The sequence below is a fragment of the Paracoccus aestuariivivens genome, from assembly GCF_009711225.1.
GTDB lineage: Bacteria > Pseudomonadota > Alphaproteobacteria > Rhodobacterales > Rhodobacteraceae > Paracoccus > Paracoccus aestuariivivens.
In genome coordinates this window covers 1-25,649 of sequence record NZ_WMIE01000030.1, presented here as the reverse complement: position 1 = coordinate 25,649, position 25,649 = coordinate 1, and the positions used below count along the sequence as shown (strand labels likewise).

27 protein-coding genes and 1 pseudogene are annotated in these 25,649 nt (G+C 59.1%); 17 read left to right on the top strand and 11 right to left on the bottom strand.

Annotated elements, in window-relative coordinates:
• Positions 1-333: 333 nt before the first annotated feature.
• Entirely contained in the window at positions 334-864 is a 531-nt protein-coding gene (locus tag GL286_RS21005) for a YybH family protein (protein WP_155097526.1), read from the bottom strand.
• A 106-nt stretch (positions 865-970) separates the two neighbouring features.
• On the opposite strand from GL286_RS21005, the gene GL286_RS21000 reads away from it, so the two are divergent.
• Positions 971-1,939 carry a LysR family transcriptional regulator gene (locus tag GL286_RS21000; RefSeq protein ID WP_155097525.1) on the top strand — a complete coding sequence of 323 codons (969 nt, stop codon included), beginning with the start codon at positions 971-973 and terminating at the stop codon, positions 1,937-1,939.
• A 192-nt stretch (positions 1,940-2,131) separates the two neighbouring features.
• Here GL286_RS21000 and GL286_RS20995 read toward each other — a convergent pair whose 3' ends face one another.
• Entirely contained in the window at positions 2,132-3,616 is a 1,485-nt protein-coding gene (locus GL286_RS20995) for a S10 family peptidase (RefSeq protein ID WP_170295346.1), read from the bottom strand.
• A gap of 105 nt (positions 3,617-3,721) precedes the next feature.
• Between GL286_RS20995 and GL286_RS20990 the strand changes: the two genes are divergently transcribed.
• From GL286_RS20990 to GL286_RS20970, 5 genes are all read left to right on the top strand, one after another.
• On the top strand, positions 3,722-4,153 hold the full coding sequence (locus GL286_RS20990; RefSeq protein WP_170295345.1) for an NrsF family protein: 432 nt from the start codon (positions 3,722-3,724) through the stop codon (positions 4,151-4,153).
• A 112-nt stretch (positions 4,154-4,265) separates the two neighbouring features.
• Positions 4,266-4,748 carry a peptide-methionine (R)-S-oxide reductase MsrB gene (msrB, locus tag GL286_RS20985; RefSeq protein WP_155097522.1) on the top strand — a complete coding sequence of 161 codons (483 nt, stop codon included), beginning with the start codon at positions 4,266-4,268 and terminating at the stop codon, positions 4,746-4,748.
• A gap of 120 nt (positions 4,749-4,868) precedes the next feature.
• Entirely contained in the window at positions 4,869-5,516 is a 648-nt protein-coding gene (gene msrA, locus GL286_RS20980) for a peptide-methionine (S)-S-oxide reductase MsrA (protein ID WP_246185053.1), read from the top strand.
• Positions 5,517-5,679: 163 nt separating this feature from the next.
• Complete coding sequence (locus GL286_RS20975; RefSeq protein ID WP_155097520.1) at positions 5,680-6,087, top strand: RidA family protein; 408 nt, start codon at positions 5,680-5,682, stop codon at positions 6,085-6,087.
• A gap of 101 nt (positions 6,088-6,188) precedes the next feature.
• The gene (locus GL286_RS20970; protein WP_155097519.1) at positions 6,189-6,542 is read left to right on the top strand and encodes a DUF2200 domain-containing protein; all 354 of its coding nucleotides are present in this window, start codon (positions 6,189-6,191) and stop codon (positions 6,540-6,542) included.
• 266 nt (positions 6,543-6,808) lie between these two features.
• On the opposite strand, the gene GL286_RS20965 is transcribed toward GL286_RS20970, so the two are convergent.
• Positions 6,809-7,567, bottom strand: a complete 759-nt coding sequence (locus GL286_RS20965) for an SDR family oxidoreductase (RefSeq protein ID WP_155097518.1) — start codon at positions 7,565-7,567, stop codon at positions 6,809-6,811.
• Positions 7,568-7,637: 70 nt separating this feature from the next.
• Here GL286_RS20965 and GL286_RS20960 point away from each other — a divergent pair, with 70 nt between their 5' ends.
• Positions 7,638-8,294 carry a TetR/AcrR family transcriptional regulator gene (locus GL286_RS20960; protein ID WP_170295344.1) on the top strand — a complete coding sequence of 219 codons (657 nt, stop codon included), beginning with the start codon at positions 7,638-7,640 and terminating at the stop codon, positions 8,292-8,294.
• Here GL286_RS20960 and GL286_RS20955 read toward each other — a convergent pair whose 3' ends face one another.
• Positions 8,295-9,149, bottom strand: coding sequence for a helix-turn-helix domain-containing protein (locus GL286_RS20955; protein ID WP_211596467.1), 855 nt, complete (start codon positions 9,147-9,149; stop codon positions 8,295-8,297).
• 60 nt (positions 9,150-9,209) lie between these two features.
• Here GL286_RS20955 and GL286_RS20950 point away from each other — a divergent pair, with 60 nt between their 5' ends.
• A complete protein-coding gene (locus GL286_RS20950; RefSeq protein ID WP_155097516.1) occupies positions 9,210-9,581 on the top strand; it encodes a DUF1330 domain-containing protein in 372 nt (123 codons plus the stop codon).
• Between the two features lie 8 nt (positions 9,582-9,589).
• Here GL286_RS20950 and GL286_RS20945 read toward each other — a convergent pair whose 3' ends face one another.
• Entirely contained in the window at positions 9,590-10,795 is a 1,206-nt protein-coding gene (locus GL286_RS20945; protein ID WP_155097515.1) for an IS256 family transposase, read from the bottom strand.
• 325 nt (positions 10,796-11,120) lie between these two features.
• Between GL286_RS20945 and GL286_RS22395 the strand changes: the two genes are divergently transcribed.
• Positions 11,121-11,318: a hypothetical protein gene (locus tag GL286_RS22395; RefSeq protein ID WP_211596466.1), complete on the top strand. Its 198-nt coding sequence runs from the start codon at positions 11,121-11,123 to the stop codon at positions 11,316-11,318.
• Between the two features lie 74 nt (positions 11,319-11,392).
• On the opposite strand, the gene catB is transcribed toward GL286_RS22395, so the two are convergent.
• A complete protein-coding gene (gene catB / locus GL286_RS20940; RefSeq protein ID WP_155097514.1) occupies positions 11,393-12,028 on the bottom strand; it encodes a type B chloramphenicol O-acetyltransferase in 636 nt (211 codons plus the stop codon).
• 449 nt (positions 12,029-12,477) lie between these two features.
• Between catB and GL286_RS20935 the strand changes: the two genes are divergently transcribed.
• Positions 12,478-14,076, top strand: a complete 1,599-nt coding sequence (locus tag GL286_RS20935; RefSeq protein ID WP_155097513.1) for an ABC-F family ATP-binding cassette domain-containing protein — start codon at positions 12,478-12,480, stop codon at positions 14,074-14,076.
• Positions 14,066-14,452 (top strand): YybH family protein, encoded by a 387-nt coding sequence (locus tag GL286_RS20930; protein ID WP_155097512.1) that lies wholly within the window; start codon positions 14,066-14,068, stop codon positions 14,450-14,452. The genes GL286_RS20935 and GL286_RS20930 overlap by 11 nt, the downstream gene beginning before the upstream one ends.
• A gap of 143 nt (positions 14,453-14,595) precedes the next feature.
• Here the strand turns inward: GL286_RS20930 and GL286_RS20925 are convergent, their stop codons facing one another.
• Positions 14,596-15,420: an SDR family NAD(P)-dependent oxidoreductase gene (locus GL286_RS20925; protein ID WP_155097511.1), complete on the bottom strand. Its 825-nt coding sequence runs from the start codon at positions 15,418-15,420 to the stop codon at positions 14,596-14,598.
• Positions 15,421-15,895: 475 nt separating this feature from the next.
• Between GL286_RS20925 and GL286_RS22995 the strand changes: the two are divergent.
• Positions 15,896-16,051, top strand: a pseudogene (locus GL286_RS22995) (hypothetical protein); the annotation flags it as partial.
• A 26-nt stretch (positions 16,052-16,077) separates the two neighbouring features.
• Here the strand turns inward: GL286_RS22995 and GL286_RS22705 are convergent.
• Positions 16,078-16,548: a hypothetical protein gene (locus tag GL286_RS22705; RefSeq protein ID WP_155097510.1), complete on the bottom strand. Its 471-nt coding sequence runs from the start codon at positions 16,546-16,548 to the stop codon at positions 16,078-16,080.
• A gap of 316 nt (positions 16,549-16,864) precedes the next feature.
• Here GL286_RS22705 and GL286_RS20910 point away from each other — a divergent pair, with 316 nt between their 5' ends.
• A complete protein-coding gene (locus GL286_RS20910) occupies positions 16,865-17,425 on the top strand; it encodes a dCTP deaminase/dUTPase family protein (protein ID WP_211596464.1) in 561 nt (186 codons plus the stop codon).
• Positions 17,426-17,619: 194 nt separating this feature from the next.
• On the opposite strand, the gene GL286_RS20905 is transcribed toward GL286_RS20910, so the two are convergent.
• Positions 17,620-18,252 (bottom strand): tyrosine-type recombinase/integrase, encoded by a 633-nt coding sequence (locus GL286_RS20905; protein WP_155097508.1) that lies wholly within the window; start codon positions 18,250-18,252, stop codon positions 17,620-17,622.
• An 809-nt stretch (positions 18,253-19,061) separates the two neighbouring features.
• On the opposite strand from GL286_RS20905, the gene GL286_RS20900 reads away from it, so the two are divergent.
• Positions 19,062-21,431 (top strand): glucose/quinate/shikimate family membrane-bound PQQ-dependent dehydrogenase, encoded by a 2,370-nt coding sequence (locus tag GL286_RS20900; protein ID WP_155097507.1) that lies wholly within the window; start codon positions 19,062-19,064, stop codon positions 21,429-21,431.
• A gap of 253 nt (positions 21,432-21,684) precedes the next feature.
• Here the strand turns inward: GL286_RS20900 and GL286_RS20895 are convergent, their stop codons facing one another.
• Both GL286_RS20895 and GL286_RS20890 read right to left on the bottom strand, forming a co-directional pair.
• On the bottom strand, positions 21,685-21,885 hold the full coding sequence (locus tag GL286_RS20895) for a CsbD family protein (protein WP_155097506.1): 201 nt from the start codon (positions 21,883-21,885) through the stop codon (positions 21,685-21,687).
• A gap of 84 nt (positions 21,886-21,969) precedes the next feature.
• Positions 21,970-22,440 carry a DUF1236 domain-containing protein gene (locus GL286_RS20890; protein ID WP_155097505.1) on the bottom strand — a complete coding sequence of 157 codons (471 nt, stop codon included), beginning with the start codon at positions 22,438-22,440 and terminating at the stop codon, positions 21,970-21,972.
• A gap of 305 nt (positions 22,441-22,745) precedes the next feature.
• On the opposite strand from GL286_RS20890, the gene GL286_RS20885 reads away from it, so the two are divergent.
• The 3 genes from GL286_RS20885 (at position 22,746) to GL286_RS20875 (ending at position 25,546) form a co-directional block, all read left to right on the top strand.
• Complete coding sequence (locus GL286_RS20885) at positions 22,746-23,582, top strand: formate/nitrite transporter family protein (RefSeq protein WP_155097504.1); 837 nt, start codon at positions 22,746-22,748, stop codon at positions 23,580-23,582.
• 317 nt (positions 23,583-23,899) lie between these two features.
• Positions 23,900-24,421 carry a biliverdin-producing heme oxygenase gene (locus GL286_RS20880; RefSeq protein ID WP_155097503.1) on the top strand — a complete coding sequence of 174 codons (522 nt, stop codon included), beginning with the start codon at positions 23,900-23,902 and terminating at the stop codon, positions 24,419-24,421.
• A 3-nt stretch (positions 24,422-24,424) separates the two neighbouring features.
• Positions 24,425-25,546, top strand: a complete 1,122-nt coding sequence (locus GL286_RS20875; protein WP_155097502.1) for a GAF domain-containing protein — start codon at positions 24,425-24,427, stop codon at positions 25,544-25,546.
• Positions 25,547-25,649: the final 103 nt, after the last annotated feature.

The window sequence follows — 25,649 nt, the reverse complement described above, 5'->3', positions numbered from 1 at the left end:
CGCGGCGATCACCATGGGGCCGACGACGCGCTCAACCACAAAGCTGGCGGAGGAGGCCCCATGGGCGGCGACGAAAAACGCGCGGCCTGAAAACGAAGACGAGTGACAACTCCTTTGACAAACACCGAGACTGTTTGGGCGGTAAGCCGACTTTCGGCTGTGCGGCGCTGCATCTGCAGCAATCTGAGATAGCAGCCTTTCGTGCGCGTCGCAGCGAATTTGAACTTTCACGGACCCATCGGGCGGGTTTTCTGACGTTGAGTTTGCAGCACTGCAGATGCTGAAAGTTGGGAAGGCGGTCACTCGCGAATGGTGCCTCGTGAGGCATACCAATTACCGGGGCCCGTTCGCCAGCAAGGCCGCCTCCTTGAGGCTGATGCCGCGGGCAAGTGGGTCAGCATGGCGATGTGCCAGATGCCAATCGGCTCCTTTGCGGCGGTAGACCAATGTCACGCGCAATGGCCAATCCTGGCCAGGGAGGGATCCGACCTCGCCATGCCCGTGCTCGATCACGGCAAGGACAACCATCTCGGCGGAACCATAGGCTTGCACGACCTCCTGCCGCAGCGTGCCATTCCGGAAGAAGCGACGCATCGCATCCCAAGTTTCGTCAGTAATCTCGGTGCCGCGTGACGGTCGGCCACCAAAGGGCGACATCAGGGTGAAGTCTTCGGCGAGGGTGATCAGTTCGCGGTAGCGATCGACATCACTGCGCAGCAGCGCGGCATTTGCCTCTTGCGACCGCTGGACGAGTTCAGCGATCGCTTTTTCGATCGCGGGATCATCTTGCACGGAAGCACTGGCGGCAGCGGTCACCACCGAGGACGCGCCGGCGGCGAGAATAGTACGACGGGAGATAGGCATGATCTGTCCTCAAGGTGTGAACACGAAGTGCCGGGCAGATGGCTCTGCGACATGGCCGAAAATCGCATCCTTGTCCTGTTCAATCCAATGATATGATTTCACCAAGATGGTGAAGCAGATTGACCTCTCGCGCGTGGATATCAACCTCCTCGTCCTTTTCGAGGTTGTTCTGCAGGAGCGTCATGTCGGCCGCGCGGCCGATCGCCTGAATCTCTCGAGATCGGCAGTCAGTCATGGTCTGGGCCGCCTCAGACGTCTCCTCAACGACCCGGTATTCATACGTACTCCGAAAGGAGTTGTGCCAACCGACCGGGCGATCGAGCTTGCCGGAGCGATTGCCGAGATTCTGGATCGGGTCAGGAGCGTAATCTCGACCGCCGAGCCTTTCGATCCCGCGATGTCCTCGCGGCGCTTCATCATCGGCGCGCCAGATGGCGTCTCCGCCGTCATATTGCCCCCGCTGCTTGAGACCCTGCGTCAAAACGCGCCCGGGATCGATATCGGTCTGCGCCAGCTCTCGCCCATGCCGGGCGAGACGTCGGTCGAGCGGGCATGGCGCGCGAGCTTCACCGAACTCGAGGCTCATGCGATGGATATTGCCATCCTGCCGGTCGAACAGATCCCGCCCCGCTTTCATCGCACGATGCTCTATGAGGAGGATTTCGCAATCGCTACGCGGAGCGGCCATCCCTACACTATGTGCCCGAGTCTCGAGCATTACTGTGCGCTGCAGCATCTCGTGGTCTCATTGGCGGGCGATCCCTACGGCTTCGTCGATACGGCGCTTGCCGAACTTGGTCAGTCGCGGCGGATTGCGCTAACCGTTCCCAATTTCATGTTCGCGCTTGCCGTTCTGTCCGAGACGGATCTGGTCGCGGCGCTGCCGAGACAGTTTGTCGCCCGCTATGCCGCGCCCTTCGGTCTTGTGCTGCATGAGGCTCCCCTTCCGCTGCCGCAGTTCCGGCTCAATGCCGTCGCGCCAAAGGCCGCGCTGCTTGATGCGGGCCTCGTCTGGCTTCTCGATGTTCTGTCAGGCGCGAAGAGGGTTGGGCCAACCACACAAGCACGGCGCTGATCAGCAGAGAGTAACTCATACGCCGTCGCTCAACTTGCGCGACATTGGCCTGCTTGTTTGTTGCAACATACGGGTGGCTGGCCGTCAGGTGCGATGCGGCAAGGCAAGCGCTGCTCGGCGTGGACATGCGAGTGCTTGGGCGGGTCTGCTGATGGAGTCGGTTAAGATAATGTACACCGGTCTCGACCGCCCTCACGACCCCGTCTCGCGGTAAAACCGCTGCGCATCCGCAGCTGCTTTCTGGCGTGATATTGGATCAGAATAAAACATGTGGCCGCCTCGGTAGTTAGTCAGGAACACGCGCCTTGCGGTTAGTTCCGGCGGCAATTGCTCGAACAAGTATTCACTGACGCGATAGGGGGTCAGGGGATCGCTGAAGCCGTGCAGGATCATCAGCTGGAAGCTCGGATTCACGGCCAGCATATCCGCCAGATCGCCCATGGCGCTGGCCGTAAAACGAGAACCATCCCAGTCCCAGCGGCTGTTCGCCTCTTCGTTGAGAAGGGTATAGCTCATGCGGCTCCCGATCCCGAGTTTCTCACGCGCATAGCTGACAAAGGCTGCCGCATAGGCGCGGGTCCTGCCGTCCAGCACCGGATCGGCCCCGGAGGGATGATTGGCACCCGGATCGCGACTGGGATAGGCCAATGCCGCATCATAGGAACTAAGCGCCTTGCCGGTCTCACCCGTGCGCGAGGCATAGATCGCACCGACATAGCCGCGGACGCGCGCTACATCAGTTAGTGGAATGCCGGTGTAATTGGCTATTCGGTCCCAAAAGCCATTCGCTACGGTGCCGGGTGGCGGCGGATCGGCCAGCCCCAGCAGGTAGTCCGTCATGGCAAAGCGCTCGGCCTCGGCCTGCGCTGCCTCGGTGAATCTACCGGTCCGCTCCAGTTCGGCGGCGGCCAGCGAAGGGAATTGCAATGCCGCGCTAAGCGGGTCATCCGATGTCGAGGCGATATGGCGGCCTTCGAGAAAGGGCGAGACCATGACGATGCCCGAGAGCACGATGCCCTGCCTCTCGCGCAGGGCCGTCGCCACCTTGCCCGCGCGAAAGCCGCCATAGCTTTCGCCGAGCAGAAATTTCGGTGAGGACAGGTGGCCGGTTTTCTCGATATGGATCGCGATCGCGCGGGCGAGGCTTTCGGCATCCCGATCAACGCCGTAATAGGCGCGGGCGGCCTCGTCCGACTGGGCGCGGCTCCAGCCGGTGCCGACCGGATCGATGAAGACGAGATCGGTGAAGGCAAGCCATGTATCGAGGTTGGGACGCAATCGGGGTGTGGCCCCAAAGCCGTCCTCGGCCCCAAGGTCGATGACATGCGGACCCGCCAGACCCAGATGCAGATAGGCCGAGGCCGCTCCCGGCCCGCCATTGAAGGCGAAGGTGATCGGGCGATCCGGGTCCCGGCCGCTGAGCGTGTAGGCGGTATAAAAGACCTTCGCGCCCAGCTGGCCATTGCCTTGATAAAGGTCGATCGTGCCCGCCGTGGCCGTGTAGTTGAGTTCTCCTTCGGATGTCGAAAGAACATGCTGGGTCGTGGCATCCGGCGGCACGAGATCGAGAATTGAAGTCTGCGTCGCATGATCGACAGGTGGGACTGTTTGCGCGGCAGCTGCCCCGCAATGCAGTGCAACGGCCAATGCCAGATAAGCGAGACCCTTGAAGCGCAACCGTTCAATCCTTGCAATGGCCGCGACCAGAATAGCAAATTCTGCCTCGAACTTTGCTCACAAGTGCCGGAGTGTTTGGACGATGTCATTGGCTGCCGGGATGCGATGGTTTTTCGCGAGCAGGTCATTCATCAGGATATGGCTCCCGAAGATCGGCATGACTGGGCGGCGGTGATCGGCAGCCTCGCGTCCGGTCTGGCCTGCATCGTCGCATTGGTCTCGCTTGTCATTGCCGCGCCCGAGGACCGGCGCGGGCTGCCTCGGGGCAAGACTGCGCTGGCCTGCCCTTTCCTGATCGCGATCGTTGCGGCACCGGTCCTTGCGGCTTTGCTGGCCCTCCTGAAGCGCCTTGCCCCGACGCGGCTTGTCGTAACCGGGGCAGCGGCAGGTTTTCTGGCCGGGGCCGTGGCGACCTTCGTCTATGCCCTTCATTGCCCAGAGAATGGCCTACCCTTCGTGATCCTGTGGTATACTGCCGGGGTACTGCTGTCCTCGGCCATCGGGGCGCTGCTCGTTCCGCGGGTGCTACGGTGGTGACGGGCATATTCTTTCGCGCCAGCGTAACCTTTACGCTCTTGCGAAAGAATACAGCTTCAGAGGCTGGGGACTGTGTGGACGCTATGTTTGTTGCTGAAGGAGAGGAGGAGGCATGTTCACCAGAAGGCAGATGCTCATCGGAGGAACGGCATTTGCCCTCGCCGGACCTGCGCTCTTTGTCAGCGGGGTCGAGGCCGCGAGCTTCGCGGTAACGCATAGCGAGGCAGAGTGGCGCGCGATCCTGACACCCGAACAGTTCGATGTCCTGCGCAGAGATGGCACCGAATATCCCGGCTCCAGCCCGCTCCTGCAGGAGCATCGCAACGGGATTTTTTCCTGTGCGGGCTGTGGTCGGGATCTATTCTCGTCCAGGACCAAATATGACAGCGGTACGGGCTGGCCGAGTTTCTGGGCACCGCTCCAAGGCGCGGTCATCACCGTACAGGACAAGTCGCTGGGGATGGTTAGGGTCGAGGTCCGTTGCACCCGCTGCGGCGGCCATCTGGGACATGTCTTCAAGGACGGGCCGCAGCCGACAGGCCTTCGCTATTGCATGAACGGCATTGCGATGACCTTTCGCCCGATAGCGTCATGAACAGGCAAGCCCCTGTCACCGCAGTCCGGTAAGTCAGTCAGGGAGTGTAAGACCATGCCCCTATCCTTGTCAGACCTCATACGCCCCATACGGGTCGCTGCATTGTCAGTCGCCCTTATGATGAGCCTGCTTCCGGCACATGCGCAGGAGGGACTGAGAATCCCTGCACCAAAGCAGGACATCGCTGCCTCGGGCCGCGTGCAGACCGCTGTTTTCGCGGGCGGGTGTTTCTGGGGCGTGCAGGGCGTGTTTCAGCACGTCAGCGGAGTGAAGAATGCTGTTTCCGGCTATGCTGGGGGCGCTGCCGCGACCGCGCATTACCGAATGATCGGCAGCGGCCGCACCGGCCATGCCGAGGCGGTGCGGATCACTTACGATCCCGCAAAGATCAGCTATGGCAGGCTTTTGCAGATTTTCTTCTCGGCCGCCCATGACCCGACACAGCTGAACCGTCAGGGCCCCGATATAGGCAGCCAATACCGCTCGGCGATTTTTCCGCAAAGCAAGGAACAGGCCGCGGTGGCCCGAGCCTATATTGACCAGTTAAACGCAACCCGCCTTTACGCTGCTCCCATCGTCACGACGATCGAGCAGAGCAAGCCATTCTATCCAGCCGAGGCCTACCATCAGGATTATCTCGTCAACAATCCGATGCAGCCCTATATCCGTTACAACGACCTGCCAAAAATCGAACATCTGAAGACCCTGTTCCCGGATCTTTGGCGCAAGGATCCGATCCTCGTGGTCGAGGCGGGCATGGAAGGCTGATCTACTGCTGCGGGCACAGATATGCTCAGAGGTGAGCATCGCAAGTCACGCCCAGCAAAACGGTTAGGATCGGCACCACGAGATCGTGTCGCCCCAAAGTGCCATCTCCGGTGCAAGCGCTGGGGCAAGACCCCTGTTCGCATCACGCTGAAAGGATCCCGAATTGCCAGACCAGATCACTCGCCTGAACCCGCCGAAACTCCCCAATAGCGAGGCAATCGGCTATTCCCAGATCTCTATCGCCGCGCCCGGACGGATGGCCTATATTTCGGGCCAGGTCGCACTCCCACCGGAAGGCGGCCCGGTTCCCGCTGATTTGGCGGAACAAATGAAGGTTGTGGCGCGCAACCTGCGGGCAGCGCTTGAGGCGCTGGATGCCGGTCCCGAGCACATTGTCATCGCAAAGTGCTATGTGGTCGACCTGACACCGGAACGCTTGGCCGCGCTGATGCCACCGCTTTTGGAAGCCTTCGACGGGGCAAAGCCGTCGCTCACCGGGATTGGTGTTGCGGCATTGGCCGGGCCGGAATTTCAGGTCGAAGTGGAGGTGACCGTGCGGCTGCCGGGGTGACGCCGTGGCAATCCATGATATCTGACATCGGCGTTCGGAAGGGCGATACTGTCCGCGATGTCTTAAGTTGGCTTATCCAGCCTGAAACAGCAGGAGGTGGCATGGAAGAACACAAGATTTTCACCACCAGCTTCAGTCGGGTCTATCCCTATCTCGTTGCCAAGGCCGAGAAAAAGGGTCGCAAAAAAGCCGAGGTCGATGAGATCATCCACTGGCTGACCGGTCACGATCAGACTGGGCTTGACCGCGTGTTGGCGGATGGAACGGACTTCAAGACTTTCTTCGCGACCGCTCCCAAGCTGAACCCGCAACGTGAGACGATCAAAGGCGTTGTCTGCGGTATCAGAGTGGAGGAAGTGCAACACCCGTTGATGCGCGAGATACGATATCTCGACAAGCTGGTGGATGAATTGGCCAAGGGCAAGCCAATGGAAAAAATCCTGCGCCATGACTGAACCGACGAGGGGAAAACGTCCCTCTGGAACCATCAGCAACCCAAGCAGAGATTCCTGCCTTGCCCCACCTTAGGGCGGCATTACTCGCGAAGTCATCGAGTTTGCGCCCTATTGGCGTCCCCCGGTGCGTCTGAACAATGCCAAGTTGATCACACCTTTGGGTACCGAGCCGCGCAAGCTGCTCGACACCGCATTGGCCGAGGCTCTGGCCGTGATGGGGCTCGACCGCTCGGTTCTGGCCGCGCGTGATGGCTGGAATGCGCGGCTCACTCGGCGGCGCGCGCACATGCAATCGCATCGGGCCCGGCCGGCAGGACCACGGGGCAATCCGGATCGGTCGCGGCGCGATAGACTGCCTCGGCCACATCCGAGGTCGAGGTGACTTCCTGCGGCGCGAATGTCCTCAGGCCCTCAAGCATTGCTTCGGCCATTGGAGCATAGGGCTCGGAAAAGCCGCCTGTTGTGCCTAGCCGCTGCTGCACGTTCTCGGCAAAGCTGGTCGTCGGGGCCATGCCCGGAACCACGACGCGGGCGCGGATGCCGAAGCTTGACAGTTCGAGATCAAGCGACTCGGTCAGCGCGGTCACGGCGGCCTTGCTGGCGCGATAGACCGCCAAAAGCGGCAGAGGCTTCAGGGTTGAACTCGAACCGATGTTAATGATCACGCCTGCGCCGCGCTGCCGCATATCGGGCAGGACCGCCTGCAGCATCGCTAGCGTACCGAAGAAATTCGTTTCGAATAAGCCATGCGCGAGTTCTGCCGAGGTGCCCTCGACCGCATTGAGCCAGCCGATACCGGCATTATTGACCAGAACGTCGATGGGTCCGGCCTTGGCGAGCGCGGACCGGATGCTGCCCGGGTCCGTCACGTCGAGGGGCAGCACCCGCAGCCGCTCGGAGGCGGGCAGCGTGCTGGCAGCGGGATCGCGCATCGTGGCGACCACATTCCAGCCTTGCGCCAGAAAATGCAGCGCTATTTCGCGCCCGAAACCTGTCGAGCAACCGGTTATGAGAACCGTGTTCATGGTATTCACCTTGCGAAGGATGTCGGATGACCCCAATATATGAATGATCCTTCAGTTTCGGTATTCGCATATGAGCCGCCCCCAGCCTGCCGGGTTAAAGCCCCGGAAAAAGCCGGTTCAGTCCCGTTCGGCCGCCACGGTCGAGGCGATTCACACAGCGACGATTCAGGTTTTGCTGGCCTCGGGTCCGGCCCAGCTGACCACGACGCGGGTGGCCCAACGGGCCGGGGTCTCGGTCGGCACGATGTACCAATATTATCCGCACAAGGAGGCGCTGCTTTTTGCGATCGTCGAACGCAAGCTGGGGATGATCGAAGAGGCGATGCGGCTTGCGGTGGCAGAACTCGCGGGTAGGAACCTAACGGAGATCGCGCAAGGGATCGCCCAGGCCTGGCTGGATGCCAAGATGGCCGATCTGACCGCCTCGCGCGCGATCTATGGCATTGCCGCCGAGTTCGATATCTCGGAGCCGATCCTGCAATGCACCCGGCGCATGGTCGAGGCACTTGAGCAGCTTCTGATTTCGGCGCCGGATGCGCATTTCGATGATCCGTCCTCGACCGCCTTCATGTTGGCGGCTTTGATGGGCGGATCGGTGCGTGCCGTGATGGAGGCAGGGGCTGATCCCGACGATCTGGCGCGGATGCGGCGGGAATTGCCGCGTGCCTGTCTTGGTTATCTGGAACTGGCCAATCGGGGGCATTTGGCGCCGGTCGGACCATCTTGATCACGAAAGCTTCTGCATGGCCACCGCAGTTGCTGCATTGGCCGGGAAGAAGCTTTCGATCACGATCTCGGCCAGCGTGATGTCGATCGCAGTGCCAAAGACAGTCGTCGTGCTAATGAACTCCAGCGCACCGTGATCGCTTGCGAGGATGAGGGGAATCGCGATGCTCGGTTGCACCATTTTGTGCCGCTGGGCCATCGCCTGGGGTGGAACGGGATAGGATTTCAACTCGTCCGACAGCGCGATCAACTTTGGGTCAGCCGAACGTCCGATATCATGTCCCAGCCGCAGCAGGATATGCGCGCGCCATTCCCGGTAATTGACAATGCGCGGGGCTAGTCCCTCGGGATGCAGGCTAAGGCGCAGCACGTTCACCTCGCCCGCAAGCAGGCTCGGTGACACGCCTTGGGTGAGCAGGCCGACCGCTTTGTTTGCTGAAAGCAGCGTCCAAATTCGGTCTACGGCCAATGCCGGATAGGGTTCATGGCCTTGCAGGATGCGATCGATGGCTTCGCGCGCGGCTGTGAGTTCGGGCGAGGAAAGCGATCTTTCGACATGGACGGGCGCAAAACCGGCCGCCAGCAACATCGCGTTGCGCGCTCGGGGCGGCATGTCCAGGGAATCCGCGAGGCGCATGAGCATCTCCCGGCTGGGCAAGGCGCGGCCGGTTTCGAGAAAGCTCAGATGGCGCTGGGAAATCTCAGCCTCCAGGGCAAGCGCAAGCTGGCTGCACCGTCGCCTCTGACGCCAGTCGCGCAACATATCGCCGATGCTCTGTTCTTCCGAACTCATGCCCCACCTGATCGCGGTCCGTGCAAATTGACCATTACCTCTGAGGTAATCGACGACAGTCATTGATGCCACAAGAATGGCTGGATCGCCCGACTTTGCGGGCCTCAATCGAAAGGCTGGACCATGACCGCTTACGCCATCGGACATCTGCGCAATATTACCATGAACACGGGGGTTATCGACTATCTGCACCGCATCGACGCTACGCTTGCCGGATTTGGCGGGCGTTTCATCATTCATGGCGGGCCGAAACATGAACTCGAGGGCAGTTTCACCGATGATCTGATCGTTATCGCCTTTCCCGACCTCGAAGCCGCGCGGAGTTGGTATGGATCGGCGTCTTATCAGGCCATTCTGCCCCTACGCAGACAGGGTGCCGAGGGCGAGGTCTTTCTGATCGAAGGGGTAGATCCTGATCACAAGGCGACCGATATCCTACAGGATCTGGCACTGGGTCGCGTCCGTCAACGTGGTGTAATTTTCGGGGTGGCCTGAGATCATGATCAGGCGGCTTTCGTGGTAATGCTGAGTATTGGGTCGATCTCCTCTTTGTCGATCTGGGCGAAGGCCTCGACCATCATGTATCGGCTGGCTGTTTGCCATTCATCGTTCTGTTCAAAGAGCACTGCGCCGATGAGGCGCATGATCGAGGCCTCGTTCGGAAAGATGCCGACGACATCGGCGCGGCGTTTCACCTCCTTGTTCAGGCGCTCGATAGGATTGGTGCTGTGTAGCTTGGTGCGGTGCTGTCGAGGGAAGGTCATGTAGGCGAGCACGTCATTTTCGCTTTCGTCCATGAGGTCCGCGAGCTTAGGCCATCGTGGGCGCACTTGCTCGGCCACCTTGCGCCAAGTTTCCGAGGCATGGGTTCGATCGGGCTGGTCAAAAGCCTGACGGATCGCGGCGGCCACGACCGTGTGCTGGCCTTTGGAGACATGCGCCAGGGCGTTGCGCATCCAATGCACCCGGCAGCGCTGCCAGGTCGCCTCGAACACGCGAGAAATGGCGGCTTTCAGGCCGCTATGGGCATCGCTGATGACCAGCCTTACCCCGCCCAGTCCGCGGGCACGCAGCGAGCGCAGGAAATCGGTCCAGAAGGTTTCTGCCTCTGAAGGGCCGATGCCCAGGCCAATAATCTCCCGGCGCCCTTCGGTATTGGCGGCGACAGCGATTATGGCCGCGACCGACACTATCCGACCGCCTTGGCGCTGCTTGAGATAGGTGGCATCGAGCCAGACATAGGGCCACTCGCCGGTGAGGGGCCGGTTCAAGAATTCACCGACCCGCTCATCGATATCCTTGCAGAGCTTGGACACCGTGCTCTTCGAGATCCCGCTCAGCCCCATCGCCTGGACGAGGTCGTCGACACGGCGCGTCGATACTCCGCCGATCCAAGCCTCCTGGATCACGGCCACCAGCGCCTGTTCGGAGGTTTTGCGGGCCTCAAGGAAGCCGGGGAAATAGCTGCCCTGCCGCAGCTTCGGCACCTTCAGGTTCAGCGTGCCCAAACGGGTATCGAGAGCGCGCTCTCGATACCCGTTGCGCCAAGTCGTGCGCTCGCCACTACGTTCGTGTCGACCGGCACCAATCAGGCCGTCAACATCGGCTTCCATAATTAGTTGTAGCACCGCTTCGGCGATGCTGCGCAGAAGGTCTCCCTGATCGTGCTTTGCCAGAAGCTCGGACAGGTCCATGCTGGTCTTGGTCATCGGGGGCTCCGTATGGTCCGTGGTTGAAGCGTCGAAACTCCACCTCGATCCTACACCTCGATGGCCACCCCGGGGCACACCGGCAGAGCCGAGGAAATTACACCACCAACTCGGACACTAACTGGCACTGCCCTGATCTTTCCAGATGGAGCCCGAGTGCGAAACGGTTGGCTTGGCTCCACCCCTGATCAGGGTGGATGCTCAAACTTGGTTGAGGAGGAAAAAAATGATCCCGGGAGGAACGACTGCCGCGTTGAACGACCGATAGGTAGGCATGACCTTTCTGGATGTACAATTATTACGAGTGAGGCGATCCGGAGATTGATTGCAGTTTTTGGATGGGAAAAGCTTCAGCAGGTTGATCGAAGCCTTTCGCGACAATACGTTTGGCGCCCGCTGCGTTGAGTATGAACGGCGGCTGTCCGGAAAGATGCTGCGCAACATTCATGACGGTCTACAAACCGTGCTGGCCCGCCCCTGTCGCCTTATGTTTGTCCTCGGGCCTGGCGGTCAGAAGATTTAGTGCGCCACTTTGTTTCGAGCCCGATGTGGCCCGTCGTGGGCACTCACCATAGGGCGTATGGAGAGTGCTTAGGTCTACACGGTGCGGAGATGGGCTTTCCAATGTCCGTATAAGGCTTCAATATCGCCGCTTGTCAAAATGGGCATCGCGACGTGTAGGCGGTCTTCAGACCAATCCCACCACCGCAATTCCAGCAAGAGATCGATATGGTGCTCGCTAAAGCGCTTTCGGATCTCCTTTGCCGGGTTTCCCCCGACGATGGTGTAAGGCTCGACATCACGCGTCACCACAGCGCGCGTGCCGATCACAGCTCCATCGCCGATCTTGACGCCCGGCATTACAATCGCTTCTGATCCGATCCAAACATCATTTCCGACGACGGTGTCACCAGCCGGACGGAAGCCGTTTACAGCGCCCTCGAATGCCGGAACTTCGGACATCCAGTAGAATGGAAACGTGCTGATCCAGTCATTTCTATGGCCTTGGTTGCCCGCCATGATGAAGGTCGCGCCTGACCCGATTGAGCAAAAACTACCAACTATCAGTCGGTCCACGCCCGCATCCGGCAGAAGGTAGCGGGCGCAGTCATCGAAGTTATGACCATGATAATAGCCTGAGTAGTAGCTAAATCGCCCGACCACGATATTTGGGTTGGTAACCTGTTTGTCCAAGGTGATGCCGCGGAATGGGCTCGCGAAGTAGTTTTCCATTTGAAACCTCTGAATGATTGGCTTGTCTGCGCACACGCAAACAGAGCGCGGCCGCAGATTGCGGCGCGCAACTGCCCCGACTTTAGCGCGGGGCGTTATTCAGATTGTTCGGACCGCTGACTTCATCGCGACTCTTGCCTTCTAAAACTGGTGTAACGGATAGAGTTTCCGCCGCCAAACGCAAGTCTGATCATCGGCAGCTCCGCGCATATCGCAGCCAACTCATCAAGGATTTCGCCGCGCACGGCCTGAGTGGGTCCCCGACTCTCGGCAAGACGAAGCGCTGCCGTATCAGGTCATTTCGAAATCTAGGCTGACATTGGCTCCCGGCTTGCAAAGCCGCCGGGCGACCATTACCTCCAAGTCACCTTCTACCGGAGAAACTTTCGCCATGGATCTGAACCTCGCCGCCTTAGCCCCCTCGGTTTCGCTGCGAGAAGTTAATCCCCATGCCTGCATCCATTCCTCTGTCCGGCCTGTCTTGGTCCACACCTGACGGCACGCCGCTTTTCACTAACCTCAATCTGACCTTCGGTCCGGAACGGACCGGAATCGTTGGACGCAATGGCTCCGGCAAAAGCACGCTTCTGCGCCTGATTTCAGGAGATTTATGTCCCGCTTCGGGCCAGGTGCAGATTTCCGGTTCCGTAGCGATCATGCGACAGGATGTGGTTGCACATCCTGAGGACACCATTGCCGACTTGTTCGGAGTCCGCCGCGCGCTCAATCTGCTGGATCGGGCCGACGCGGGACTTGCGGAGGCCGATGAACTGGCCGAAGCCGACTGGACATTGCGCGCGCGGATCGAGGCCGCACTTTTGCGCTGCGGTCTGTCCACCGAGCCGCATACACCGCTTGTGACACTCTCCGGTGGACAGCGTAGCCGTGCGGCACTTGCAGCCTTGATCCTCGCGGAGCCGGAATTCCTGCTGCTGGACGAGCCTACGAACAATCTCGACCGTGACGGGCGCAGAGCAGTGATCGACCTCATCCGCGGTTGGACGGGAGGGGCCATCGTCGTCAGCCATGATCGTGAACTTCTGGAGGAAATGGACGCTATCGTCGAGCTGACTTCAGTTGGGGCGACCCGATATGGCGGGAAGTATAGCGCCTTCCGGCAACGCAAGGATATTGAACTAGACGCTGTGGCGCGCGACCTTGCACTCGCGGAAAAGACGATCTCGGATGCGGCGCGGCGCACGCAACAGGCGACTGAACGCAAGGCACGCAAGGACAGTGCCGGGCACCGGGCCCGGGCCAGAGGTGATCAGCCGAAAATCCTGATGGATGCCGCCAGGAACCGGGCCGAAGCCTCGGGTGGCGCAGGTGCGCGCCTGCGCGATGCTCGGTGCGTGGCGGCAGAGGAGGCATTGTCTACCGCGCGAGAAAAGATTGAAATCCTACATCCGCTGCGCATGGACATACCCCCGACAGGCCTTACCCCCGGCAGTACGATTCTGCGGCTGGATGGCGTGAGCGGTGGCTACGCTCGCGACCGACCTGTGATCCACGATCTGTCGCTGACGGTTACTGGTCCCGAACGCATTGTCATTGCCGGGCCGAACGGCAGCGGGAAGACCACGCTCCTGAAGATCATCACCGGGCAGATCGCACCGCAATCTGGACAGGTGGAACTGATGGTGCCGTTTGCGTTGCTCGATCAGCATGTCGGATTGCTCGATCCGGCCCGCACCCTGCGCGACAATTTCCTACACCTGAACTTGGCGGCGGACGCGCATATGGCCCATACCGCCCTGGCCCGGTTTGGTTTCCGTGCGGCGGATGCCTTGCGTTACGCGGGCGAATTGAGCGGGGGTGAGCGTCTGCGCGCCGGTCTAGCGTGTACGCTTGGGGCCACGCCGCCGCCGAAATTTCTGGTACTGGATGAGCCGACCAATCACCTTGATCTGGACGGCATGACTGCATTGGAGGCTGCGTTGACTGCCTTTGACGGTGCGGTGATGGTCATTAGTCACGACACAGCGTTCCTTGGATCGCTTGCACCTGACCGGACAATCCATATTGGGGAATGGACGGATGACCCGTGATTGCAGCGAACAGGAAATTCGCGCTTTGGTCGATGGTTGGACCGATGCGATCTGCAGGGGAGACATCCCGCGCGTGCTGCAAAACCGGACCGACGACATCGTCATGTATGACGTGCCCGATCCGATCCAATCAGTCGGGATCGCGGCTTACGAGGCAAGCTGGCAGATGCTTCTTAATCACGACCCACCGGGTCCCGATTGCTTCCGCATTCGGGATATCCAGATTGTCGCAGGCGAGGATGTTGCCTTTACCTTCGGGCTTCTTGCCATAGGAGGCGGGGATGCCCATTGCCACCTCACCCTCGGCCTGCGGCTCGCCAAGGGTGCAAGGCAGGCCGCGCATGAACATCACTCAATGTCGATCAAGCTTGAATGATGGCGACCTTCGCCGGACATCAAACTTTAATCTGTCGTTCAACGACCAGCGAAGATTGCACGATGGAGGAGTCTGTCGCGCCGAAGGGAACCACTTGCCTAGCGCGAGGCTCCGAGCGCGCCGACACATACAAGCTAGATCCGTCACAACCTAAAATCCGTACTGTCCGTGAGATCGGACCACAATTCCATCTCCTGAGCGTCCGCGTCAGCTCTGGCGCGGGCGCGCTTGGCTGCATCGCTGCCGAGCAAAAGGCGCATGGGCGGGATCTCGGCCTTGGCCATCGCGAGGATTGCGGCGGCGGCCAGTTCCGGGTCGCCCAATTGATTGTGGCTGATTTGCGACAAGGCCGAAAGCGTCGCGCCGACACTCGGGCCATAGGCCGGATCTTCCTTGGCGCTGATGCTGATCGAGCTATCAGCCAGAAAATCCGTTCTGAACTGGCCCGGGGCCAGGGCGGTCACGCGAATGCCGAGCGGCGCAACCTCCTGAGCCAGCGAAATCGAAAACCCTTCCATTGCATGTTTCGCGGCGGCGTAAAGCGCTATGCCCGGCCCGGGTGCGCGTCCCGCGATTGAGGTGATGTTGATGATATGGCCCGAACCTTGTTCGCGGAGATAGGGCAGAGCTACGCGTGCGACACGGATCGGCGCGAACACGTCCACCTCGAAGAGGTGTCGCAATTCGTCCTCGGTCGAGGCTTCAACGGCACCCAGAAGCCCGTATCCGGCATTGTTGACGATGACATCAATCCGGCCCAACTCCCGAAATGCCTCATGCACCGCAGCCTCAACGCTGGTTCCATCGGCCATATCTGCGAGCAGCACTCGGAGCGTTCCAACTGACGGCCCGATCGGGGGCAGGCCACCTCTTACAGTTCCGACGACACGATGCCCCTCGGCCAAGAGCACCTTTGCCAACGCCAAGCCCAAACCTCGAGAAATGCCAGTTATAAACCAATTGGCCATGCGGCTCCCCAAAACGTACGATTGTTGCCTATCGGAGCAATCAGATTGTGTCTGTTATTCTTCCCACGGGTAGAAAGTCGATCATACCCCAAACTGCTAGGGTTGCGGAGCCGTTCGCAGTGAGAGCCAACCAGCGGCGGGTCAAGAGGCAAGTTTATACGGCAGCTATGTCATGGACATGTGTCGGGCATATCGCCGTGTCATTCTATTGCACATCCACAGTTTTGCAGGCCAGCCACCAATGGGCGACGCAGATCTGCCGCAATAATCCAGGCATCGGGTTCTAGAATGCAGCACATCCAAGATTAGCCATGGGTTAGAGAAAGATTAGAATTCTCGAAGAAACACCCCGTCTTCGCCCCCAGTGCTTGCTGAAGGTCCTGCGACATGCTCGTTCGCCGGGTAGGGTTAGGATGCCTTGCACATATGCGGCGACGTCACCGGATATCGGAGGCACGGCCAAAAGGAGAGGCAGATGAAGACCATCAGCATGGCGATCGTGTTCGCTTTTGCGGCGGGCGGCGCAATGGCACAGAGCGCGGAACAACAGATCAGATCGCAGTTGCGCGATCAGGGCTTCGAGAGAATCCGGATCGACAAGGATGATGGCCGCATCGAAGTGCGCGCGCGGCGCGGAAACCAGGGCATCGAGCTCGTCTATGATGGCCGGAGCGGAAAGCTTTTGGAAAACCGGTCGGATCGGGCTGCGAGCGCATCCAACTCGAACCGCAATAGCTCAAGAAACTCGAGTTCGAACAGGTCCGACGATAGCTCATCCAATTCCAGTTCAAATCGTTCATCGAACTCAAACCGCAACAGTTCGAGCGACTCGAACTCGAACAGTTCCAGCAACAGTTCGTCGAATTCCAGCTCGAACAGTTCTTCCAACTCGAACCGCAACAGTTCGAGCGACTCGAACTCGAACAGTTCCAGCAACAGTTCGTCGAATTCCAGCTCGAACAGTTCTTCCAACTCGAACCGCAACAGCTCGAGCAACTCAAGCTCGAACAGCTCCAACAACAGCTCGTCAAATTCCAGTTCAAACAGTTCCTCGAATTCAAACCGCAACAGTTCGAGCAATTCGAGTTCGAATAGTTCGAACAACTCCAGCTCGAATAGCTCTAGCAACAGTTCGTCGAATTCAAGCGATGACGATGATGACGACGATTGATCTGAGGCAGGCTTACCGCCAATCCAGTCCGGGGCCGCTTCGGTGGCCCTTTTCCGTGAGTAGATCGCGTCATCCTGTTCGTTGCTGAAGGCCCGCCACATGTTCTTTCGCAAACGTCCCGCGAAACCATCCGAGCCCGAGATCCGCTTTCTTTGCGAACCGGACGACGAGGCAGTGATCGCTCGCCCGTTCCCCGCACAGCGCCATCTGCCCGATTGGTTTCGCAAACTTCCTGCGGTTGATAGCGAGCATTACGGGCTGAACGACACCGGCTTGACGGTCAAGCGCTGCATGCCGTTTCTGGACGCGATGAGTACCGGCTGGATCCTGCCTTTGGCGGCAAGCATCCGTCTCGAAATAGCAAATGGTGGTACTGAAGTCGTCGGGGCCTGGGATTTCGATCGTGCGATGATGTCGAACCACGGAGAACATCAAGTCGCGGGGCATCCTTGGCAGGGCAAGAACGGGCCACGCCCACCACGCAAATTTCACAGTTTCTGGACCATTGTGACACCGCCGGGCTATTCCTGCCTGTTCATTGCACCCATGAACCGACCGAACGGCATTTTCGAGATCGTCGCGGGCATCGTTGATACCGACACGTATCGCGCACCAGTGCATTTCCCCTTTTTTGCGACTGCTTCCGACGGGCTCTATGCGCTGGAAAAAGGCATGCCTCTGGCGCAGGTTATCCCATTCCGCCGCGCTGATGCCTCCCTCGAAGCCTATATCGGTCCGGAATCCCAAGAGGAGGCCGCCGCGCGGGTTGCCGTCTCCCGCAATACTCGGGCTTCGACCGGTTGGTATAGGACTGATGCACGGGCAAAACGGTAGGCCCCAACTCGCGGAAACAGATTGCGCAGCTATGGAGGCCGGCGTGGCGCCAAGTTCTCAACGCGACTATCTCGCCTGGTTTCGATGCGCCCGTTTTGAATGGCAGGATTGATGAATTCGACCGCCCAACATGTTGAGCGGCCGAGCGTCAGCGATGGGCCGGCCAGCAAGGTTCTTGTCGGCCGGTGTTCTGTTTACAGATCGGTCCCTTCAGACAACGCGAGTGCGTCATCAAGATCAACACCAAGATAGCGAACAGTGCTGTCCATCTTAGTGTGGCCAAGCAGAAGCTGCACCGCCCGCAAGTTTCCCGTATTCTTGTAGATCTGGGCCACTTTCGTTCGGCGCATCGAATGGGTGCCATATGCACTTGGTTCCAATCCGATCGACATCACCCATTCGCGCAGGATCCGCGCATATTGTCGAGTCGACAGATGCAAGCTGTGGTGCAGACGAGTGGGCCATAAATACTCAAGGCCGAGCATCTCGGGATCTGCGATCCAGTGCTCAAGGGACTGACGCGTCGTCTCGGTGATTTCAAAGCGGACTGGCTTGCCAGTTTTGCTTTGGGTAACCGATGCGCGCTCCTTTACTCGCCCTGCGGAGAAGACATCGCGGACTTTCAAGCGGACCAGGTCGCAGCCGCGCAGTTTGCTATCTACGGCCAGGTTGAACAGCGCCAGATCGCGCTTGTTGCCTGCCATCTCCAGACGCACGCGGATCGACCAGACGTGTTTCGGCAGCAGAGGGCGTTTCTGACCGATGATGCGGCCCCGGTTCCAGGCGGGCCGTTCGGGTCGCAGCGCAGGAAGAAGGTCGTTGGACATGGTTTTGCCTCCTGTCCACCTATCCCACCCAGACTTCGGCTGATCCGACGCGGCGAATGGTATCATGTACTCGCCGAGTCGTTCCGTGTTCCCATCGCGGATGCGTCAGGATCGTTTAAAGACCGCGCCCGTTGTTTGCCATTGGACCGACAAGGAACGGCTGGCAAATTCTGGCTCTTCGCCGACAGTCCGACAAGCGGCAGCATGGTCTGAGCTTTGCAGGTGCAGCAGGTGCAGCGGATGATGCGGACCTTTGCTGATGAAACCTGCACATACTTTTGGCCTCTCGATAGGTCGTCGCTTACTTAATTTTTGGGAATCTTGGCTGAACTGTTGACGGGTCCTCCCCCGCTATCATTTCGCCACATCCGCCTTCGCCATCGCTGGCGGTCATTCACCTTCATAATTACGAGGGATTGTCTACCGGATTGCGAGATCCCTCACTCCATCGAGTCTTACATTACCAGTGAACCGTCTGTAGGGGGGGACAACCCCACGAACTCGTCAGAGAGTTCCGCGTAGCGCTCCGCTAAACATTTGAAGGTCGAAGAATACCCTGTCGAAGAATACCCTCTCGAATTTGCGAGCTTCCGGGGAACGACCGCCGTCTTATCCACGTTCACTTCTCGACTAAACAACGAGCCGGTGAAGAAATGAAGGCTTTCGTTATCGCAGCGGCTTTTGCTGCCATGCTTTTTATCGTGATGATTCTATCCATGCGCTCGGACTCCGGGCCGCCCGAAGCGCCACCGAGCAGCGGCAATCCGCACGCCATCCAACAGTAACCCTCCATCAAAAATGGCAGGACGATGATTATAGCCACCACCGGAATTGCTTTTTCACTGATCGGCCTTGCATTGGTAGGGCTTGGGGCCTGGCTGATCTGGCTTGGAGGTAGCCCCGCCTATGCTTTGCTTGGGATCGCCACGCTGGTCACGGCAGGCTTGATCTTTCGCAAGGATCGCCGCGCACTTGGTCTTTTTGCCATCACCATCGTTCTTTGGTTACTTTGGGCGGTCTGGGAAGTCGGCTTCGACTGGTGGCAGCTCGCACCGCGTGGGGGCGTGCCAGTTCTGATGGCGATTTGGCTTATGCTGCCCGCCTTCCGAGAACGCCTGACCGGTCGGCTGATCGATGGCTATATTAGCGTCCCTCCCAGCGGGTTGGGGATCGGCTTGGCCGTCGTGGCCTCGATCGGCGTCGCGGGCTACGCGATGCTGCAGGACCCGCACGATATTCCCGGAGAACTTCCGACCGCCAAAGCGAGCAATTCCCCGGCCCTTGGCAACGATATGGCCTCAGGCGACTGGCACCAATACGGCCGCACCCATTTCGGACAGCGCTATTCTCCTCTGGAACAGATCACCCCCGCTAATGTCAGCAATCTGCGCGAGGTTTGGCGCTATCAGACCGGCGATGTGAAGCGGGCCGATGACGTCGGCGAGACGACCTATCAGGTGACACCGCTCAAGATCGGCGGGCGACTGTACATTTGCACGCCCCACAACATTGCGATTGCGCTCGATGCGGTTAGCGGCAAGGAAATCTGGCGCTATGACGCCAATTCCGGCATGAACCCCGACCGCCAACACCAGACCTGCCGTGGTGTGACCTATTGGAACATGGGTGATATGCCCTCCTCGTCGCCCGCTATCGCCGAGGCGACGCGGGAATGCCCGACGCGGGTTTACCTTCCGACCGCCGATGCCCGCCTTATCGCGCTCAACGCCGAGACCGGGCAGCCCTGTGAAAGCTTCGCCGAACGTGGCGTTCTGCACCTTGAAGCCGGGATGCCTTACAATCCCGCAGGTTACTATTACTCGACCTCTCCGCCGGTCGCGGTCGACGGCAAACTGATCATCGGCGGCGCGGTGAACGACAACTTCTCGATCTTTTCGCAATCGGGTGTGATCCGCGCCTATGACATCGCCAGCGGCGAATTGCTGTGGAACTGGGACAGCGGTAACCCGGATGACACCACCCCTATAGATGTCTCAGGCGGCGAGAAATATACCGCGAACAGCCCCAATAGCTGGTCGGTCTTTTCGGTCGATGCCGAACGCGGTCTGGTTTTTATCCCGTTGGGCAATCAGGTTCCCGACCAATTGGGCATGGGGCGATCCGAAGCGGTTGAGAAACATTCCTCGTCCATCGTGGCACTTGATGTAGCCACCGGTCAGCAGCAATGGGTCTTCCAGACCGTGCATCACGATCTTTGGGACATGGATGTGCCCGCTCAGCCGGTGTTGATCGACCTAACAATTAACGGACAGACCCAACCCGCCTTGGTCGGCCCGACCAAGCAGGGCGATATCTATGTCTTGAACCGCGAGACCGGTCAGCCGATCCTGCCCGTGACCGAAGAACCCGCCCCTTCGGGCGCGATCCCCGAGGATTTCACCGCCCCGACGCAACCGACCTCGGCCCTGTCCTTCAAGCCCGCTCCGCTGCGTGAACGGGATATGTGGGGCATCACGATCTTTGACCAATTGATGTGTCGCATCGACATGAATCGGATGAATTACGAAGGCCGCTACACCCCGCCTTCGCTAAAAGGGACCATCGTTTATCCGGGGAATTTTGGCGTCTTCAATTGGGGCAGCATTGCTGTCGATCCCGAGCGGCAAGTGATGTTCGGTATGCCGACCTATCTCGCCTTCACCTCGCGTCTTGTACCGCGCGCTGATATCCCCCCAAAAGAGGCTGGGGCGACCGCCAGCGAACAGGGCCTGAACCGTAACGAGGGCGCACCCTATGGCGTGGTCATGGGTCCGTTCCTTGGGCCGCTGGGCATTCCCTGCCAATCACCACCTTGGGGCTATGTTGCGGGTGCCGACCTGACCAACGGCCAGATCGCGTGGAAGCACAAGAACGGAACCGTGCGCGACATGACCGCCCTGCCCCTACCGATCAAGCTGGGCGTGCCGGGAATTGGAGGGCCGATCATCACCAAAGGGGGCGTGGCCTTCCTTGCCGCCGCCGTGGATGATTACCTGCGTGGCTATGACCTGACCTCGGGCAAGCAGCTCTGGCAGGCGCGCCTGCCCGCCGGAGGGCAATCCACCCCGATGAGCTACGAGGTCGACGGCAGGCAATATGTTGTCATCGTAGCGGGCGGTCACGGCTCGATCGGGACAAAACCCGGCGACTATGTAATTGCCTATGCCCTGAGCGAGTGATCCGGGTGCTGGTCGAGATCACCTCGACCAGCGGGATTAGATTGGCTGATGGTTTGCGACGGCCCATCAACTGTTATTGGCAACTGCTCGTCAAAATGATCACCGTCGTAACCTGCACTGAGCCATCACCCTTCCGCGCAGGATCACCCGGGCCAATCTCTCGAACTGCCTAGCCGCTGATCCGTAAGCTGGAGTCTGGCGCAAACGAAAAAGCCCCCGCGACAGCGGGGGCTTTCTTTAGTGGCAAGTGCGATCAAGTCCGTTCGCGTACGAAGTCGTCCATATGCTGTTCCGCCTCTTCCTTGGTCCAGCCATATTTTTCCTGAAGCTTGCCGGCCAGTTTATCCTTCTTGCCGGCAATCTCGGTCAGTTCATCGTCAGTCAGGTTGCCCCACTGTTCTTTGATCGAACCTTTGACCTGATCCCATTTTCCTTCGATGATGTCCCAGTTCATGAGTGATGTTCTCCATTGATTGCGAATGTGTGAAAAATTCAGTAGCAGCGACCAGCTATCCTCCTTTCGAGGTTCGCATCGCTATTACTGAACGATCTGCACGACCTTGCGGCTGGTCGGATCGACAATCACCGGCTGCTCGTTGACATAGACATACCGATATTCCGAATTCGGGATCTGCTGAATCTCGACGGTCTGCGGTAATTGTGTGCCGACGACGACCTGCCCCTGCACCGGAACCGACTGGATGTGGTTTTCCAGCACATAAGTGCGGGTCTCGGGTGTCATTGCATCTTCAGCAACGTCGCCTGCAACTGCGCCGACGACACCGCCGACCGCAGCCCCGACCGGGCCACCGACAACAGCACCAGCAATCGCTCCGGTCGTTGCACCGCTGGCGGCGCCGCCGCCCGTGGTATTCTGACCAGGCTCCACTTTCTGTTGAGTCACAACAACCGGCTCTGTCGTGGTCGTAACCATCGTTTGCGCAAGGGCCACACCGGTGCTTGAGGCAAGCGTGAACGCACCCAAAGAAAGGGCGATAATTCTGTCCATTATCTTGATTCCTCTGTTCTTTTGCTTCGGCGACAAAACCGGAACGGACAACCGATGTTCCAAAGAAACTTATCGCGGGCAGTTCGCGCTCATGACATTTTCGTCCCCGAACGAGGGCAAAACGTTGGCCGCGTAGGTAAAAATAGCTTAGCAATAATCCGATGACGATTTCGTGTCATGACGGTGGAGCAAGCCTATGCTGCGACCAAAACGTCGGATACGAACCTAGCAGAATTCCTGTAATGCACTGGAACCCTTCACGGCCCGCAAGCGTCATTTCCCGACAGGTCTTGGCGGAGTGGACCATGCAAACGGCAAAAGACCAGACTGACGCAACCGCTAAGGCCTTACCTGCGGAAGAACTCGAGGAACTCATGCCCTCGAAGGCCGCAGCGGTGCACGAGATCTTGCGCCGCGAGGGTGAGCGCGAGCTTTCGCGCGAGGCTTTCGCGTTATTCTGGTCGGCTCTGGCGGGCGGCATCACCATGAGCCTGTCTCTGGTCGCCCGCGGCATTTTTCAGGCCAACCTGCCCGAGATCGAGCTGGGCTTCCTGATTGAGGCCGTTGGCTACACCTTTGGTTTCATCTTCGTCATCGCAGCAGGCCAGCAGCTTTTTACCGAGAACACCGTGACCCCGGTGATCCCCGTCTTGCGCCGGCCCAGCCTTGGCAATATCGCGCGCCTTTTGCGGCTTTGGGGCACAGTGCTCGCGGGCAATATCATCGGCGGCATGATCGCAGCGGCGGTCTTCGTATGGTTGCCTCTGTTCAGCGCTGAGACGGACGAGGCGTTCCTTTCGATCAGCCGGCACCTTATGGAGAAAACTCCGACACAGATGTTCACCGGCGGTATTGTCTCGGGCTGGATGATCGCGACCATGGTCTGGGCGATCCACGGTCTTGAAGCATCAAAACTGCCGCTTGTCTTCCTCGCCACCTATCTGGTTGCGATCGGAGATTTCCCGCATGTCATCGTCGGAAGCATTGAAGTCGCCTATCTCATGTTCATGAGCGCGACCACGGTCCCGGAGGCGCTTTTTATTTTCCTGATACCTGTGACATTTGGGAACATCGTCGGTGGGACCGCGATATTTGCACTGGTTAGCCATCTCGAAGTTCGCGCGGACGAAGAGGAAGCCTGACCGCTACGACCCGAAACACCAGCCGAGAGGGATACGATACAAGGCTGCAGCAAACGTCGCTGATCTTCTTCGTATTGTTCGCTCTGACGCTGAGGCGGGCTAACTGCTGAATGATCGCACCATGAGAGCCCCTCACAACTGCGAGGTAATTACAGCCCCTCAGCGAAAAGCCGCCAGCCCATTTTCGACGCGAACAGTTGACTGCCTTACCCTAAACGGCGGGAAGCTAACGGACGCGGCAAGATTCGGGTTGAGCCAGAACTTGCGGCTGCAAGTGGTTCTGCTGCATTCATGCTCCGAACCGATCAGGGAAGATCATGAAAGCCGGAAGCCTGCGCCGCACTCTCTATCTCGGCACCCGAGATCTACATGAGGTACTCGATAAGAATATCGGAACGTTGGCCGATTGCTCGGACTATGCCCGATACCTGCTCGGCACATTCCAATTCCGAGCAGCGCTTGAACCATCTCTTGCCGATACTGATTTTCCCACGCTAGAGCTTGTTGACGATCTTCGCCAAGATCTTGAGGATCTGGGGGTGAGCGCCAAAGCCTGCCTGCAACCATTGGTTCTTGACACCCACGCCACAAAACTAGCTGCGATGTATGTATCAGAGGGCTCGGCGGTCGGTGCGCGGCTGATCGCCCGTAGGGTCGCAGTCTTAGGGTTGGACAAAAATTTCGGTGCCCGCCATCTGGCGCGGCAGATTGCCGATCAGAGGCGCTGGCCGGCATTTTTGGAATGGCTTGAGGCTCAAGAGGACGCGACCGGTCAGGCCGTTATCGAAGCAAGGCGGATTTTCATGCTTGCAATGCAAGCCTATCAAGTCGATGCATAGGCAATGACATCTCAACCTGCTTTCGACGCCTCGCTGGTGGGAAAACCCATCAATCTCAGCAATTGCGATCGAGAGCCTATTCATATTCCGGGCAGCATCCAACCGCATGGTTGCCTGCTTGCATGTGACAATTCGGGCCGCCAAATCGTGCAGTATTCCGCCAACGCGGTGGAAACTCTCGGACTATCTAGCAATCCCATAGGTCAGGATATTGTCGAGGTGATCGGGCATGAAAATGCCCATCGCATACTGAACACCCTCGCAATTGCAGGATCACGTCCCCGACCCGGTTTGATCTTTGCCATGAAGATCAATGGCCGCGCCTTCGATGTCAGCGCGCATCGCTTCAATGGCAACACCATCATCGAATTCGAACCCGCTGGCGAGGTCGGAGCGGTTTTCAGCTTGTCGCGCAGCATCCTGTCTCGCCTGAATGGCGCGAAGGATCCCGAAGAGTTGGTAGAGATGGCGGCGGCGCTAATTCAGGCCCAGATCGGCTATGACCGCGTGATGATCTATGCGCTAGGTCGGGATGGTGCGGGTAAGGTCGTCAGCGAAGCCAAGCGGGAGAATCTGGAAAGCTTCCTCGGTCAGTATTTTCCTGCCTCGGATATTCCGCAGCAAGCGCGCGCCCTATATCTGCGTAATCCGATCAGGGTCATTGGTGATGCTTCGTGCCAGACAGAACGACTGCTAGGAACTGTCACCGAAACACCGCTCGACCTATCTTACGCGCATCTGCGCAGCGTCTCGCCAATTCATTGCGAATATCTGCGAAATATGGGCGTTGCGGCTTCGATGTCGGTCTCGATCATCATCGATGGCGCACTATGGGGGCTGATCGCCTGTCACCATTACACGCCCAGGGTTATGGGCATGGCCGAACGGGCCGCGGCCGAAATGATCGGCGAGTTTTTCGCCATGCATCTCGACGCGCTGACGCGCAGGCAAGCGCGGCATCTGGAGCGCGCTGCACACCAGACCATCGCGCAGTTGCTGGTTGATACCAGCCGCGGAACAGAGGTCGCGAGTGCGCTGCGCAACCGCCTGCCTGATCTTTCCGATATGATCGAGGCCGATGGGCTGGCCCTTTACTTCGATGGAGAAACGGGCGAAAGTTGGTGATGGCCTGAAGGGTGGCATATCAAGGCGGTGTTCAAGACGCCGTCAGTTCTCAGCAGAGAAAAGGATACGCCACATGTCATTGACTACCATCAAGCAGCTGCCC